Source organism: Brevibacterium casei CIP 102111 (assembly GCF_900169275.1).
Classification (GTDB): domain Bacteria; phylum Actinomycetota; class Actinomycetes; order Actinomycetales; family Brevibacteriaceae; genus Brevibacterium; species Brevibacterium casei.
This window is the reverse complement of the sequence record NZ_FXZC01000007.1, coordinates 118,471-133,305: the sequence shown is the minus strand read 5'-3', so window position 1 is coordinate 133,305 and position 14,835 is coordinate 118,471. Positions and strand designations below refer to the sequence as shown.

General features: G+C 67.4%; 17 protein-coding genes. 3 read left to right on the top strand and 14 right to left on the bottom strand.

The window, feature by feature from the left end; translation table 11 throughout:
• Nucleotides 1–95: 95 nt before the first annotated feature.
• From BC102111_RS15280 to infC, 4 genes are all read right to left on the bottom strand, one after another.
• Nucleotides 96–917 (bottom strand): TrmH family RNA methyltransferase, encoded by an 822-nt coding sequence (locus BC102111_RS15280; protein ID WP_095376504.1) that lies wholly within the window; start codon nucleotides 915–917, stop codon nucleotides 96–98.
• 202 nt (nucleotides 918–1,119) lie between these two features.
• A complete protein-coding gene (rplT, locus tag BC102111_RS15275; RefSeq protein WP_009378556.1) occupies nucleotides 1,120–1,509 on the bottom strand; it encodes a 50S ribosomal protein L20 in 390 nt (129 codons plus the stop codon).
• A 125-nt stretch (nucleotides 1,510–1,634) separates the two neighbouring features.
• The gene (gene rpmI / locus BC102111_RS15270; RefSeq protein WP_063250542.1) at nucleotides 1,635–1,841 is read right to left on the bottom strand and encodes a 50S ribosomal protein L35; all 207 of its coding nucleotides are present in this window, start codon (nucleotides 1,839–1,841) and stop codon (nucleotides 1,635–1,637) included.
• 97 nt (nucleotides 1,842–1,938) lie between these two features.
• Entirely contained in the window at nucleotides 1,939–2,646 is a 708-nt protein-coding gene (gene infC / locus BC102111_RS15265) for a translation initiation factor IF-3 (protein WP_223289969.1), read from the bottom strand.
• A gap of 245 nt (nucleotides 2,647–2,891) precedes the next feature.
• Here infC and BC102111_RS15260 point away from each other — a divergent pair, with 245 nt between their 5' ends.
• Entirely contained in the window at nucleotides 2,892–3,263 is a 372-nt protein-coding gene (locus BC102111_RS15260) for a DUF1844 domain-containing protein (protein WP_009378551.1), read from the top strand.
• Nucleotides 3,264–3,370: 107 nt separating this feature from the next.
• Here the strand turns inward: BC102111_RS15260 and BC102111_RS17840 are convergent, their stop codons facing one another.
• Nucleotides 3,371–4,144, bottom strand: a complete 774-nt coding sequence (locus tag BC102111_RS17840) for a TetR/AcrR family transcriptional regulator (RefSeq protein ID WP_180960662.1) — start codon at nucleotides 4,142–4,144, stop codon at nucleotides 3,371–3,373.
• A gap of 144 nt (nucleotides 4,145–4,288) precedes the next feature.
• On the opposite strand from BC102111_RS17840, the gene BC102111_RS15245 reads away from it, so the two are divergent.
• Nucleotides 4,289–5,332, top strand: a complete 1,044-nt coding sequence (locus BC102111_RS15245; protein WP_101624773.1) for a Rossmann-fold NAD(P)-binding domain-containing protein — start codon at nucleotides 4,289–4,291, stop codon at nucleotides 5,330–5,332.
• A gap of 145 nt (nucleotides 5,333–5,477) precedes the next feature.
• On the opposite strand, the gene BC102111_RS15240 is transcribed toward BC102111_RS15245, so the two are convergent.
• From BC102111_RS15240 to BC102111_RS15200, 9 genes are all read right to left on the bottom strand, one after another.
• Nucleotides 5,478–7,121, bottom strand: a complete 1,644-nt coding sequence (locus BC102111_RS15240; RefSeq protein WP_095376502.1) for an AbgT family transporter — start codon at nucleotides 7,119–7,121, stop codon at nucleotides 5,478–5,480.
• A gap of 20 nt (nucleotides 7,122–7,141) precedes the next feature.
• Complete coding sequence (locus BC102111_RS15235; protein WP_101624772.1) at nucleotides 7,142–8,488, bottom strand: amidohydrolase; 1,347 nt, start codon at nucleotides 8,486–8,488, stop codon at nucleotides 7,142–7,144.
• Nucleotides 8,489–8,577: 89 nt separating this feature from the next.
• Nucleotides 8,578–9,324 carry an SseB family protein gene (locus BC102111_RS15230; RefSeq protein ID WP_101624771.1) on the bottom strand — a complete coding sequence of 249 codons (747 nt, stop codon included), beginning with the start codon at nucleotides 9,322–9,324 and terminating at the stop codon, nucleotides 8,578–8,580.
• A gap of 5 nt (nucleotides 9,325–9,329) precedes the next feature.
• Nucleotides 9,330–10,058 carry a bifunctional 1-(5-phosphoribosyl)-5-((5-phosphoribosylamino)methylideneamino)imidazole-4-carboxamide isomerase/phosphoribosylanthranilate isomerase PriA gene (priA, locus tag BC102111_RS15225; protein WP_063250548.1) on the bottom strand — a complete coding sequence of 243 codons (729 nt, stop codon included), beginning with the start codon at nucleotides 10,056–10,058 and terminating at the stop codon, nucleotides 9,330–9,332.
• Between the two features lie 86 nt (nucleotides 10,059–10,144).
• Nucleotides 10,145–10,798: an imidazole glycerol phosphate synthase subunit HisH gene (hisH, locus tag BC102111_RS15220; RefSeq protein ID WP_101624770.1), complete on the bottom strand. Its 654-nt coding sequence runs from the start codon at nucleotides 10,796–10,798 to the stop codon at nucleotides 10,145–10,147.
• Nucleotides 10,795–11,397: a hypothetical protein gene (locus BC102111_RS15215; protein WP_063250550.1), complete on the bottom strand. Its 603-nt coding sequence runs from the start codon at nucleotides 11,395–11,397 to the stop codon at nucleotides 10,795–10,797. Before BC102111_RS15215 ends, hisH begins: the two co-directional genes overlap by 4 nt.
• Nucleotides 11,394–11,990 carry an imidazoleglycerol-phosphate dehydratase HisB gene (hisB, locus tag BC102111_RS15210; protein WP_101624769.1) on the bottom strand — a complete coding sequence of 199 codons (597 nt, stop codon included), beginning with the start codon at nucleotides 11,988–11,990 and terminating at the stop codon, nucleotides 11,394–11,396. The genes BC102111_RS15215 and hisB overlap by 4 nt, the downstream gene beginning before the upstream one ends.
• 107 nt (nucleotides 11,991–12,097) lie before the next feature.
• Nucleotides 12,098–13,231, bottom strand: coding sequence for a histidinol-phosphate transaminase (locus tag BC102111_RS15205; RefSeq protein WP_063250552.1), 1,134 nt, complete (start codon nucleotides 13,229–13,231; stop codon nucleotides 12,098–12,100).
• 9 nt (nucleotides 13,232–13,240) lie between these two features.
• Nucleotides 13,241–13,564, bottom strand: coding sequence for a LysM peptidoglycan-binding domain-containing protein (locus BC102111_RS15200; protein ID WP_063250553.1), 324 nt, complete (start codon nucleotides 13,562–13,564; stop codon nucleotides 13,241–13,243).
• A 242-nt stretch (nucleotides 13,565–13,806) separates the two neighbouring features.
• On the opposite strand from BC102111_RS15200, the gene lexA reads away from it, so the two are divergent.
• Nucleotides 13,807–14,562 carry a transcriptional repressor LexA gene (lexA, locus tag BC102111_RS15195; protein ID WP_009378532.1) on the top strand — a complete coding sequence of 252 codons (756 nt, stop codon included), beginning with the start codon at nucleotides 13,807–13,809 and terminating at the stop codon, nucleotides 14,560–14,562.
• The last annotated feature ends 273 nt before the right edge of the window (nucleotides 14,563–14,835 follow it).

Below are 14,835 nucleotides of genomic sequence, written 5' to 3'. Positions count from 1 at the left end.
AGGGCTAGCGGGTCGACTGCGCGCACGCAGTCCCGGAGGACCGTCGCCGCGTGGATCGAGCACCGCGACCAGCCCATCGCGCCGCCCCTCCCCTGCTACATCCGCTGGTTGCGCGCGGATTCGAAGATGCAGATACCGGCGGCGGTGGCGAGGTTGAGGCTCTCCGCCTGACCGTAGATCGGTACGGCAACGGACGCGTCAGTGACCTCGAGGTCCTCGGGCCGCATGCCCCAGGCCTCGTTGCCGAAGACCCACGCGGTGCGGGCGGAGAGGTCGAGACCCGACTCCCACGGGTGGTGGAGGTCGTGGGCGGCGCCGTTGCCGTCGGCGGCGAGGACCTGGAGGCCCCGGGCCCGGGCGAGTTCGGTCACCTCGGGCAGGCCGACTCCGATGACGACAGGGATGTGGAAGAGGGAGCCGGCGGTCGAGCGGACGGTCTTGTCGTTGTAGACGTCGACCGATGACGAGGTGAGCACTACGGCATCGGCACCGGCTGCATCCGCGAGGCGGATGATCGTCCCGGCATTGCCCGGGTCACGGACCTGGGAGAGGACGACGATGAGCTGGGCGTCCTTCGTCACGACCGAGGTGAGGTCGACATCGAGGGTCCGGCACACGGCGACGACTCCCTGGGAGTTCACGGTCGAGGCGAGCTCGGTGAGCACCTCCTCGGTGACGATCGAGAGGAAGACCCTGCTGTCCTGGGCGGCTGCGACGAATTCGGGATGGGACTCGGCGGCCGCCTCGGTGAGGAAGAGCTCATCGACGGCGTCAGGGGAAGCCAGCGCCTCACGGACGGCCTGGGGACCTTCGGCGAGGAACCTGCCGGCAGCACGACGACCTCGGCGGTTGAGCAGCTTCGCAGCGTTCTTGATCCGCTTCGACTGCGGGGAGGAGATGACGTCGGGAAGCTTCATGGCTCGCTTTCGGGTCGGTGAGGCGGACGGTCGGAGAGACGGTGACACTGACGGGGGTAGAGGAAGTGAGGCAGACGGTCAGGGAGGCGGCGACAGGACCGCGCGGACAGACCAACGGCCCCGACGGATCGAATGAACGATCGCGGTCGGGGCCGTGGTGAAAGCGACGGGGCGCTTTCAAAGCGTCAGTCCGAGGCAGACGTCAGGCGGCCGGGGTCTTCGCGGCGTTGACGTCGGTCGGGAGGGCGTCCTTGGCCACCTTGACGAGGTGGGCGAAGGTCGCTGCGTCGTTGACGGCGAGCTCGGCGAGCATGCGACGGTCGACCTCGATGCCAGCGGCCTTGAGGCCCTGGATGAAGCGGTTGTACGTCATGCCGTTGGCGCGGGCGCCGGCGTTGATGCGCTGGATCCAGAGGCGACGGAAGTCACCCTTGCGAGCGCGGCGGTCACGGTAGCTGTAGACCAGCGAGTGGATGACCTGTTCCTTGGCCTTGCGGTACAGGCGCGAGCGCTGTCCGCGGTAGCCGCTTGCCCGGTCGAGGATGACCCGGCGCTTCTTGTGGGCGTTGACTGCCCTCTTCACACGTGCCACGTGTTACTCCTTTGATTCGTTTCGTCCGGCTGAGCCGGAGTCTGGTTCAAGCTGTGGGGATCGGCTCGTGGGAGCCGTGGACCGGCGGGTCGCTGCGACCTGGTCGGTCGCGCGGCCCCTGCGGGTCACTTGCCCTTGAGCTTGCCCAGAAGCTTGCGGGCCTTGGCGCGATCGCCGCCGGTGAGGACCTGGTCCGTACCAACTCGACGCTTGCGGCTCGAGGACTTGCCCTCGAACTTGTGCTGGTTGTTCACGCCTTCACGCATGATCTTGCCACTGCCAGTCACGCGCATGCGCTTCTTGGCGCCGCTGTTCGTCTTCTGCTTCGGCATCGTGCCGTTCTCCTTTGCATTTCGTTGCGAGCACCGGAGCGCCCACAACTACTTCACCCGCCGGACCACTCGGATCCGGCGATTCGTTACCTGTTTCTCACGCCTCGGGCGCTGCGTTCTTCTCCGCAGCGACTCGATCACGTCGGGACTTCACCTCGGCGCCGCGGCCCTTGGCATCGGACGATGCCTTGCGAGCCTCCGCCTTGGCGTCGGATTTGGACTTGTGAGGAGCGATGACCATCACCATGTTGCGTCCGTCGACCCTGGGTGCGGACTCGACGGTGCCGAGGTCCGACACATCTTCGGCCAGACGGTTGAGCAGTTTGATGCCCATCTCGGGGCGCGACTGTTCGCGTCCGCGGAACATGATCATGACCTTGACCTTGTCACCGCCGGACAGGAACCGCGTCACGTGGCCCTTCTTCGTCTCGTAATCGTGTTCGTCGATCTTGAGACGGAAGCGGATCTCCTTGAGCGCAGTGTTCGCCTGGTTCTTCCGGGCTTCCCTGGCCTTCTGGGCAGATTCGTACTTGTACTTCCCGTAGTCCATGAGCTTGGCCACGGGGGGTTTCGCCTGCGGGGCAACCTCGACGAGGTCGAGATCTGCCTCTCGGGCGAGATCGAGTGCCTTGCGAATGGCAACGATACCAACCTGTTCACCATTGGGTCCGACCAACCGGACCTCGGGAACCCGAATCCGGTCATTGATGCGCGTCTCGCTGATGTGTTCACTCCTTTTTAGCTCAAATGGTGTCGTGGCAATGAAAAAGGCTCCCATCGACACGAATGCCAAGGGAGCCTGCACACACGATCACTGCGGTCATCGAGACCGTGAGATCTTCCGTGAATACACCTCGATCCTCTGCCATCGATCCCAGCTTCCGCCGAGGTCAGACGTACAGTAGATCTTCGGACCCGATCGCTCGTCGCGATCCAGGTGGGAGTCAGACTCCGCTTCGCACCGTACCCAGTGTACTACGGTTCATGACTCTTCGCACATCGCGCCCCCTTCCCGCGGTCCCGGCTCCGCAGTTGTGGGAAGCTAGTCCCATGACCTCTGAAGACCCCAACACCGCCGAGGCGGTCGCCGACGTCACGCGCGACATCGCCGAGGTGCCCGCCGTCGAGATCATCACCTCCACGGCCGTCCATCTCATGTCCGCCGCCGCCGTCAACCTCGGCCTCGCCGAGGACACACCCGAGCAGTCGGCCGCCGACCTCATCGACCTCGACGAGGCGCGCAAACTCATCACCGCCCTTGCCGGCCTCGTCACCGGTGCCGCCACCGTCATCGGCGACCACCATGCCCGCCCCCTGCGCGACGGCCTGCGCAGCCTGCAGCTCGCCTTCCGCGAGGCCTCGACGATCCCCGACGAGCCCGGTCAGGGCCCCGGAGAGAAGTTCACCGGCCCCGTCCGCTGATCGCTCAGCGTCGTTCGAGGACTGACGTCCTCAGCGTGAGTGCGGCCCCTGCCAGTTCGGCAGGGGCCGTTCGGCATTCATGGTGAGAATTCAGGGCGACGGTTCCCTCACCACCCGAGCTGGCGGACGACCGAGGTCATGAGCGCGTCCTCGACATCGTCGAATCCGGGCCCGAACTGCCCGAAGCGCAGTGAGCTGATGAGACCGATGATCGCGACCCAGACGGTGATCGCCGCCGAGGTGGCCTCCGGGTGGACGTCGATGCCGAGCGTGCGGATCTCCTCGGCAAGACGGGCGAGGCCCTGATTCGCCTGCGCCTCAGGCGGCGCCGGCTGCGCGGTCGCACCATCGCCTGCCGTCGGCGGAACGACCCCGTCCCATGGTGACCTGCGGCCATCACCGTCGGCCGCTTCCCGTGCCGCGCGATCTTCGAAAGCCAGCGCCCTCGCCCGCAGATCGGCGACGAGGCGGATGAGCGTGACCATAACGCGGGTGCCCGGTTCAACGGTGACCTCACGCGGAGCAGAGTAGGCAGCTATCGGGGTGCCGTAGATGAGCGCCCAGCGCTGCGGGTGCTCACGAGACCATGCGAGCATCGCCAGCCCCAGCGATGCGACTGAACGGTCCTGCTCGAGCGCCGCATCGACGGCATCGGCCAGCGATGTGAACGCGTCGGCGATGAGGATGGTGAGCAGTTCGTCGCGGGTCTTGACATACCGGTAGACCGCACTCGAGACGATCCCGAGCTCACGAGCGACCGCTCGCAGCGACAACGCCTCGACACCGGATTCGTCGAGCATCCGGTTGCCGATCTCAACGATCCGCGCCTCCGTCTCCTCGCGCGCCCGCTGTCGCGGTGTCTTCGTCGCCTCGTCGCTCATGCCCTCATCGTAGATCGAGAGAGCATACGAGGTAAAAGTGAGCACTGCTCTTGTTTCGGCGGTCTGGCCGCGCTACGCTCGAAGCGCCAACACAGAGAGCAGTGCTCACACTTTTCCTCTGCTCATTCTCGAAGGGGTTTACTCATGCGCTCAGCACTCGTCCTCGGCTTCGGTCAGATCGGCACTCAGATCGCCCTTGACCTCGCGGCCGTCGGCACCGACGTTCACGTCATGACTCGGTCGCGACCCGACGGATTAGCAGTCACCGACACAGCGATCGCTCACCGCGCCGGAATCGACTCACTTGCGCCTCAGCATGGCACCGAGCACGCCCGTCCAGCCGCTGGCTCCGAGACGGTGCCCGGCACCGACCCCGTGGCGACCGCCCGCGGTGGGATCACGTGGTCTCAAGGTGACGCGTCATCAGCCGAAGCTGTCCGCCAGGCCGCGGAGGAGGTCGGCGCGGAGGCGATATTCGCGTGTGTCCACACCGCCTATGACTCGCGAGTCTGGGCGAGAATCCTGCCAGGACTCGAAGCCTCGATCCTCGACGCTGCCGCCCAGCTCGGCATCGCTGTCGTCTTCCCCGAGTCCGTCTATGCCTTCGCCGGTCTGACCACGCCGATCACGGCAGATGCGGAGTTCGCGCCCGTCGAGGAGAAGGGGCGGATTCGTCAGCAACTGCTCGTGGCTCGCTCTGCCCATCCCGCGCAGGTGGTGAGTGTGCTCGCCGGGGACCTCATCGGCGCAACGGCCTCACCGACGAGCTCGGTGGTCCGCCTCTGCATCACCGGTCGCATCACCGCAGGCCGCTGGGCAGTCGTTCCGGCACGCACCGATGTGCCCCACGGGATCACGGTCATCGACGACATGGCGGCGACGATGATCGACGCAGCAACCGATCTCAGCGCGGCCGAACAGCGCCATGCGGGGAGCCACCGGCTCGTCATCGCCCCGAGCGCGAATCCGACGCTCGCCGAGGTCACCGCCTACGCCCATGACGTGCTCGGCTCGACCTACCGGAAGCCGATCGCTCTCCCCCACGCCGTCGTTCGGGCAGCCGGTTGGTTCGACCGGTCGATGTTCGAACTCGCCGAGCTCGCCCCGATCTGGCGCCGCCCGTGCCTCATCGATTCAGGAGACGCTGATGCCGACTGGCGAGCCGGCATCGACGCGATGCTCCGGTGATCGCGGAACCGCAGCCCCACCTCGGCGGGCATGCCCCGGTTATGGGCCACCACCTCGGCGGATGTACCCACGGAACCGCGTCCCCACCTCGGCGGGCGCACACACGGAACCGTCCCCCCACCTCGGCGAGGGAACCTGATCGTCCTCAGCTCTGGTTGAGGAAGATCCCGTTGCCGGGACCGAGCGGCAGGTCGAGGAAGTACCAGAGCGCGAGCAGCGCCGCCCACGCGAGCCAGAACGGGATGACGAACGGGAACATCCGGGAGATCACGGTGCCGAGGCCCGCGTTCGGCTCGTAGCGGCGGACGAGACCGAGGAGGACGATCATGTACGGGTTGAGCGGGGTGATCACCTGCGTCGCGGAGTCGCCGACGCGGAACGCGGCCTGGATGAACGCCGGTTCGTAGCCGAGGAGTGCGAAGAGCGGGACGAAGACCGCGGCCATGAGCGTCCACATCGATGAGCCGGAGACGATGAAGAGGTTGAGCACGCTCGCGAGCAGCATGAAGCCGATGATCGCGGCGAACCCGGTCAGTCCGATCGCCTCGAGTCCGGAGGCACCGGCGACGGCGATCCACGACCCGATTCCCGTCCAGTTGAACAGGGCGATGAACTGGCCGAGGATGAACGCGAGGATGAGGAAGGACATCATGTCGATGATCGACTGGGCCATCATCCGCACGACGTCGTTCATCGACCGGATCGTGCCGACGACGATGCCGTAGACGACGCCCATGAGCATGAAGTATGCGAAGACGATGAAGACGATCGAGGACAGCAGCGGCGACTTCGGGAGGAATCCGCCCTCCTCGTTGCGCCACGGCGAGTCCGGGATGAGCACGGAGACGAGGATGACCGCAGTCAGGGCGAGCGCGGAGAGCAGCGCCCAGAGCAGGCCGCGTTTCTCGGCGGGTTCGAGCGTCGGGGAGACTTCCTTCTGTGCGGCTTCGATCTCCTCGGCGCTCACGGAGTTCTCGCTGTAGTCGACGTCCGTGGCCTGGTACTTCTTGTCCAGGCCCTGCGTCGTCGCGTCGACGTAGTCACGCGGCACGCCCTTGCGGACCATGTTCGGTTCGATGAGCTTGTCGATGATGAACCCGGCGATGATCGCGAGCATGATCGAGGCGACGATGTTGAAGTAGTAGTTCGAGACCGGGTTGACCGCCTGGTACTCGATGCCCGGCAGGGTCTCCATCACCGAGGTGGTGATGCCGGCGAAGAGCGCGTCGAGGCTGGTCGGCACGATCGATGTCGAGTAACCGGCACCGGTGGCTGCGAACCCTCCGATGAGACCGGCCATCGGGTGCCGGCCGGCGGCCTTGAAGACGAGGGCGGCGAGCGGCGGGATGATGATGAACGCCGAGTCGGCCATGATCGACCCGACGACGCCGACGAACCCGACAGCGTAGGGCAGCAGCCAGCGCGGGCTCGATCCGAACGCGACCCGCACGGCCGCGGCGAGCATACCCGACTTCTCGGCGACCCCGACGGCGAGCAGGATCGGCAGGACCGTGGCCAGTGGTGGGAACCCGATGTAGTTCTCCCCCATCGTCGTCGTCAGCCAGGCCATGCCCTCACCGGTGAAGAGACCCTTGATGGTGACGATCTCGTCGCTGCCGGGAATGGCGACGGAGACTCCTGCGATCGCCATCGCCGTCGAGATCGCGCCGGTGATGAGGAAGAGTCCGAGGAAGAGGGTGAACGGTTCGGGCAGTTTGTTGCCGATGCGTTCGATCCCGTCGAGGAGGCGCTGGCCGAAGCCGACCTTGGCTGGTGTCTGCGCTGACATGGCTCTGCTTTCTCTCGTGGCTAGGCGAAGTAGTTCTCGACGTCGATGGCGCCGCCGGCGCGGGCGAACTCGGTGTCGACCTCGGCGGCGAGGTCATCGTCGACGAGGTAGTCCAGCGCCGTGCACGCGAGCCCGTAGGCGGCGTCGTGGGCCGCGGCCTCAGCTTCGGGGGTGATCGCCGCGGCCGCGAATTCCCTGGTGTGCAGGGCGGTCTCGGAGTCCGCGGTCCTGATGAGCGGGTGGATGCCCGGGATCCGGTAGGAGACGTTGCCGAAGTCCGTCGAGGCGGCGATCGACTCGTCGAGGACGCCCCCGGGCAGCGGGGTCCTCCCCTGCGCGATCTCGTGGAGCGCCCACCGCTTTGTCAGCGCGGAGTTCGTCCGCACCGGCAGCGACGGCGGGTGTTCGTCCCAGGTGATCTCGACGCCGGTGCCGGTCATGAGCGCCGCCCCCTTCGCCGCATCCTCGACCCGCTGCGAAAGCTCCTTGAGCGTCTCCGGGTACTTCGAGCGCACATAGCACTGGACGGTCGCCGTCTCCGTGATGATCGACGGCCGGGTGCCGCCGTCGGCGATGACGGCGTGGAGGCGGGAGATCGGCGGCATCTGCTGGCGCATGAGCCCGAGTCCCTGGTAGAAGAGGGTCGCGGCGTCGAGCGCGTTGCGTCCCATGAAGGGCTGCGCCGAGGCGTGCGCGGCGGCCCCGGAGTAGGTGACCTCGAGCAGGCGCCTGCCCAACCACACCTGATCGGCGCAGTCGTAGCCGTACCCGTGGACCATGATCGCCGCGTCGATGCCGTCGAAGGCACCGGCCCGGGCCATGACCTCCTTGCCCGAGTGCCCCTCCTCGGCGGGGGTGCCGAGGAGGACGACCGTGCCCGGCACCGCCTCCGGGTTCTTCCGGTAGAGCTCGTCGAGGGCGAGGAAGGCCCCGACTCCGGCCGCGGCGATGAGGTTGTGCCCGCACGCGTGGCCGATCTCCGGCAGGGCGTCGTACTCGGCGAGGATCGCGATCGTCCGGCCGTTCCCGTTGCCGGTCGTCGCCGTGAGCGTCGTCTCGACGCCGTAGAGCCCGGTCTCGACGGCGATGCCCCGGGATTCGAGCACCGCGGCGATCGCTGCGACGGACTCGACCTCCTCGTAGGCGGTCTCGGCGAGCTCGTGGATGCGGTGGAGGAGCCCGGTGATCTCGTCCCCGGCACCGGTGAGGGCGGTGGCGATGGCATCTGTGCTGGTGGTCGGGGCGCCGGTGAACTCCGAGGTCCACTCGGCGGCGTTGTCCGCTCGTGCCCGGGTCTCCGCGGCGATGTGGTCGAGGTAGCTCTCATCGGGGACCGTGGCACGGCCGAGGTCTCTGGGTGCGCTCATGGCTCACAAGCATAGGAGACGCCGGTCACACGCACACCCATGACCCGTCACAGAGGGTGGTCTTCCGGGGCGGCCTCAGAGGGGTGGACTCAGACCGCGGTGAGCTGAAGGGCGAGGGAGTCCGCGCGTTCGACGATGATCGGATCGGCGGCCAGCGCCTGCTGGAACCGTTCGACCTCCTCGGCGGGGACCTGACCCGTGACGCCGAGGCGGATGCCGAGTTCCGGTCCCTCGACATGGACGCGCGCGCTGCCGGGGCTGAGGCTGATCCGGGCGAGCCAGGGGAACCGTCCGGCCAGGGCCACGGCCGCCTCGGCGACGGTGGGATCGGCCCACGCGGGAGTCCACGGTCGACCCTGGGCGAAGGCGAAGAGGGCGGGGCGGCGGAGGAGGAACGACCGGTCGGTGCCGGGGTCGAGGACGACGAGCTGGGAGTCGGCCTCGATCGCCCCGAGCGCCAGACGTTCGGACTCGATGGGCACGGGCCTCGCCTCCGGATGCCACGCCGTCAGCGGTGGGATCGCGGAGAATCCGGGTGTGCATTCGCGTCCGTCCTCGGCCTGGAGGCGGACCATCGCCATGTCCGAGGAGTTGTCGACCATGAGGCCGTTCTCCCCGACGCCGTGGTCGACGGCGATCGGGACGATCGGGGCATAGAGGCGGACGCCGGCCAGGGCGGCGACGACGCCCTGGTGGGCTGCCGGGTCGAGCGGTGACTCCGCGGCCGTTTCGAGCGCGGCCAGAAGGGTCGCATCGGCCTCTCCGGTGTCACCGGAGAACGGGTTGGGCGCGAGGTTCCGGCCCTCCCAGGGCTGGCCGGCGGAATCGGTGGGCATCGGGTTCAGCGTCCCGCGACGTCGAGCGCCTCTTCGAGGGTGAACTTGCCCGCGTAGAGCGCCTTGCCGACGATCGCGGAGTCGACCCCCGCGGGCACGAGGGCGCGGAGGCTGCGGAGGTCGTCGAGGCTCGAGACCCCACCAGAGGCGGTGATGGGCTTGTCGGTGCGCGTCGTCAGGGATTCGAGGAGCTCGAGGTTGGGTCCCTGGAGGGTGCCGTCCTTGCGGACGTCGGTGACGACGTAGCGGGCGCAGTTCGCGGCTTCGAGACCGGCGAGGACCTCGAAGAGGTCTCCCCCGTCCTTCGTCCATCCCCTGGCCGAGAGCGTCTGGCCGCGGACGTCGAGGCCGACGGCGATCTGGTCGCCGAAGCGGGCGATCATCTCCGCCGTCCACTCCGGGTTCTCGAGCGCGGCGGTGCCGATGTTGACACGTTCGGCTCCGGTGTCGAGTGCCCGTTCGAGGCTTTCGGTGTCGCGGATTCCCCCGGAGATCTCGACCTTGATGTCGACGGCCTTGACGACCTGGTTGAGGAGGTCGGAGTTCGATCCGCGTCCGAACGCGGCGTCGAGGTCGACGAGGTGGATCCACTCGGCTCCGCGCTCCTCGAAGTCGTGGGCGGCGTCGATGGGCGATCCGTAGTCGGTCTCGGTGCCGGCTTCGCCCTGGACGAGGCGGACGGCCTTGCCGTCGGCGACGTCGACGGCGGGAAGGAGGACGAGCTTGTCAGTCATGGTGGCCTTTCTTCTGTCGCGCATGCGCTGCGACGGGGTCGACGGGTGCGGGGATCGGCTCGAGGGGCGCTGGGGCCTGACGGCTGCTAGCGGCTGTCAGGTGAGCGGCCTCCGTCAGAGACGCGGTCCTCGTCGGGGAACGAGGCGATCCAGTTGCGCAGCAGGGCGGCACCCGCCTGAGCGGATTTCTCCGGGTGGAACTGCGCTGCCCACGTGGTCCCGTCCTCGACGGCGGCGATGAACTCCGAACCGTGGCGGGCGGTCGTCACAAGCGTTCCCGCGGGGTGATCGGTCGCCGCGTACGAGTGGACGAAGTAGAACTTCTCGTCCTCGATGCCAGAGAACATCCGCGACCCTTCGGCTGCGGTGATGTCCGACCATCCCATGTGCGGGACGACGGGAGCATCGAGCGCGGTGACCTCGCCGGGCCACAGACCGATGCCCGCCGTCTCGACACCGTGTTCACGACCCTGCGAGAAGAACACCTGGAGGCCGACGCAGATGCCGAGCAGCGGCCGTCCCTCCTCGTGGCGGGCTCTGATGAGGTCGAGCGCATCGACCCCTTCGAGCCCGGCCATGACGGCGGAGAACGCGCCGACGCCGGGAACGAGGAGCCCGTCGGCGGCCTCGATGTCAGCGTGGTCGGCAGTCAGTCTCACCTCGGCGCCGGCGGCCTCAGCTGCGCGGACGGCAGAGCGGACGTTGCCTGCTCCGTAGTCGAGAACGGCGATCGTCGTCATCGTGACCGGCCTCCGGACAGGACCCGGGAGATCCGCCAGAGGGCGAATCCGAGGACGACGACTCCGAGAACGGCGACGCCCCACGCCACACCGTTGCCGCTGAGCCCGAAGCTCACGCCGAAGGCGAGGACGATGCCGGCGAGGACGGCGACGATGATCCACAGCAGCGCTGTCCGCGCCAGGGCGGCCCGGCCCGGTGTCATCGTCGCGGCACTCGCCTGGAGCTTCGACATCGACGAGGTGGGGATGTTGCCTTCGACCTGGTCGGCCGTCGTCGTCTCGAGCAGGAGCTGTTCGACGACGTCGGGAAGGTTGCGCAGGGCGAGCCCGGCCGGCACATCGGATTCGCGGGCGCCATTGCGGTAGTGGCCGGCGTCGATCTGCTCGTCGCTGCGGACGAGGAGGAGGACCTCATGCTTGCCGGCGAGCTTCGAGATCGCCGCGGCCGCCTCGTTGCCGGCTGCGACTCCGGTGTCGGCGAGGACGATGCCGGTGAAGTCGCCGACGGGCACGATCGTGCCGGTGATGTTCGAGAGCACGCAGGCGGCGGCGAGCTGGTCGGGAACCCCGAACGGAGTGACGACGACGGTGGTGCTCATAGGACTCCCTTGGTGCTCGGAACCGCGGTGGTGCGGCCGTCGGGTTCGACGGCTTCGCGCAGGGCCCGGGCGAACGCTTTGAACTGGGCTTCGACGATGTGGTGGGGGTCGCGGCCGCGGATGAGGTCGAGGTGGACGGTCAGCCCCGCGTGCAGTGCGATCGATTCGAGGGCGTGCGAGGTCATCGACCCGGTGAAGTGTCCGCCGATGAGGTGGTACTGCTGCCCTTCGGGTTCTCCCGCGTGGACGAAGTAGGGGCGGCCGGAGATGTCGACGACGCAGCGGGCCAGCGATTCGTCGAGCGGAACGAACGCGGAACCGTAGCGGCGGATGCCGGCTTTGTCCCCGAGCGCCTCGGCGAGGGTCTGGCCGATGACGATCGCGGTGTCCTCGACGGTGTGGTGGACGTCGATGTCGGTGTCGCCCTTGGCAGTGACGTCGAGGTCGATGAGCGAGTGCTTCGCGAGCGCCGTGAGCATGTGGTCGAAGAACGGCACGGTCGTCGCGATGTCCGCCTTGCCGGTTCCGTCGAGATCGAGGGCGACGGACACGGTCGATTCCGATGTCGACCGCTCGCGCTGGGCCTGCCTCATAGTGAGCCTTTCGTCGTGTGCCGCGTCGTCATGTGCGGCGCGGATGCTGCGCTTCCCATTGTCCCAGGCTCACCGCCCGGCTGAGAACCGGGGCGACCAGCGGCGACTCAGTGGGCGCTGAGCAGGGTGGAGGGATCGTCAGCGACGATATCGTTCATCGCGGCGAGGAACGCGGTCGTCTCAGCTTCTGTCCCGGCATTGACTCGGGCATGGTGCGGGATGCCGATGTCGCGGATGAGGATCCCCCGGTCGAGCAGCTTCTGCCACAGTTCGGCCGGTTTCGCGATGCCTCCGAAGAGGACGAAGTTCGAATCACTCGGATGGACGGTGAAACCGAGTTCGGCCAGACGGGCCGAGATCGCGTTCCGGGAGTCGATGAGCCGGTCGACGTTGCCGAGGAGGAGATCGGCGTGCTCGAGCGCGGTGCACGCGAGCACCTGGGTGACGTCGGAGAGGTGGTAGGGCAGGCGGACGAGGCGGAGGGTGTCGATGAGTTCGGGGGCGGCGATCGCGTAGCCGAGCCGCAGACCCGCGCACGCGAACGCCTTGCTCATCGTCCGGGAGACGACGAGACGAGGGCGGCCTGCCAGCAGGGTCATCGCCGAAGGCAGCGCCGGGCGGGAGAACTCGGCGTACGCCTCGTCGACGATGACGATGCCCGAGCAGTTCTCGTACGCGGCCTCGATGACATCGAGGCCGAGCGAGGTGCCCGTCGGGTTGTTCGGGGTGCAGAGGAAGACGATGTCCGGGTCGACGCGGGAGACTTCGGCGGCGACCGCCTCGGCGGTGAGTCCGTAGTCGTCGTCGCGCTCGGCATGGATCCATTCGGCACCGGTGCCCGTCGTGATGAGCGGGTGCATCGAATAGCTCGGGGTGAAGCCGAGTGCGGTGCGTCCGGGACCGCCGAAGGCCTGGACGATGTGGGAGAGGACCTCATTCGAGCCGTTGGCGGCCCAGATCATCTCAGGATGCAGCTCGACGGCTGTGCCCGCGCGCTCGTTGACACCGGTCAGATAGTCGACGAGGTGCTCGCGCAGTGCCGTGAACTCACGGTCCGGGTAGCGGTTGAGTCCGGCCAGATGAGTGTCAACGGCCGTGCGCATCGCCTCGACGACGACGTCCGGAATCGGATAGGCGTTCTCGTTGACGTTGAGCTGGACCGGCACGTCGAGGTGCGGGGCGCCGTAGGGCTCACGCCCGACGAGGTCGGAGCGGACTGGCAGAGACTCGATGTTTCCCACACAGCGATTTTAGCGCTGGGGGACGTCGAGGCTCTGGCCGGGGTGGACGACGGGCGAGGACAGGTGGTTGAGCTCGACGATGTCGGCGACGACGTCGCGGGTGTCGCGGTCGAGGCCGAGGTTCGAGGCCACCGTCCACAGCGACTCGCCCTCACCGACGACGACGGAGTCCGCGGCGACGCCGATGACCTCGTCACCGCCGACCGCCTCGGCGGTGAACGTCTGGGTCGAGAAGAAGAGCGTGCCGCCGACGATCGCGAGGGCGCACACGGCGGTGCGGAGCAGACGCACGGCACGGCGGCCGCGGTTGGTCAGATGCAGTTCCTGATTCATCACAGACATCGCATTTACCTCTTTCTTCGTACGATTCCACCCGCAATGGGTAGAACGTCTGTTCTATTCAACACATCATTCGAACAAATGTCCAGTCCATCTCGAACATTTATGAGACAATGAGAGAGAACCAGCGTTGTTGATCGATCTCGAACAACCATCCCAGGCGGCACTGACACGAGGTCTCTCGAGGCGGTTCAACCGGTGGGAAACGGCGGGATTAGAACGAAGGGGAAAGAGCAATGGTGCAGAGCAAACGAGGCAGAGGCAGGCCGCGCAACGAGGACGTTGCCAGCGAGATCGCCGCGGCCCGCAGCGAAGAGGACGAGGTCGAGATCCCTGATGGTCCGACCGGGGCCGGGGACTTCCGTCTCTCTCCCCGACAGCGGCTCGTCCTCGAGACGATCGAGCGCGCCGTCGTCACCAACGGCTATCCGCCGAGCATGCGCGAGATCGGCGAGGCGGCGGGTCTCGCCTCGCTCTCGAGTGTGGCCCATCAGCTCTCCCAGCTCGAGCGGCTCGGCTACGTCCGCCGCGACCCCAAGCGCCCGCGGGCGATCGAGGTCGTCAATCCCTTCGAGGAGGAGGAGGCCGAGCGCGCGAAGTACGAGGAGCTCGCGAACAACACAGTCCAGGTCCCCGTCGTCGGCCGCATCGCCGCCGGTGGTCCGATCCTCGCCGAGCAGGAGGTCGACGACGTCTTCTCCCTGCCCACGCAGGTCGTCGGCTCCGGTGAGATGTTCCTCCTCAAGGTCGTCGGCGATTCGATGATCGAAGCCGCGATCTGCCACGACGACTGGGTCGTCGTGCGCAAGCAGCACACCGCGGACAACGGGCAGATCGTCGCCGCCCTCCTCGACGGCGAGGCGACGGTGAAGACCCTCAAGCGCAAGGCCGGGCGCCAGTGGCTGCTGCCGCAGAACAAGGACTACGACCCCATCGACGGTACGTACGCCCAGATCATGGGCCTCGTCGTCGCCGTCATCCGCCGACTCTGAGGCTGGGTTCCTCGCGGGCCTCTGCAGGTGGGCTCACCCCTCGCCGAGGCGGCTGACCGGAAACGCGAATGCCCACGACCCTTGGTGGTCGTGGGCATTCGGCGTATCTGGGGCGTGTCGGTGGTGGGTGCTGGTGTGCCGAAGTCGATTCGGAAGGCGCTAGCGGCGAGTGACGGCTGGCGTGCGTGTCGCCGCAGGCCGCGCACTCTGCCGACCGCCACCTCGAGCGACTAATCATCCCCGTGCACCGGGAGGTTTTGGCGCTCCGGGTGC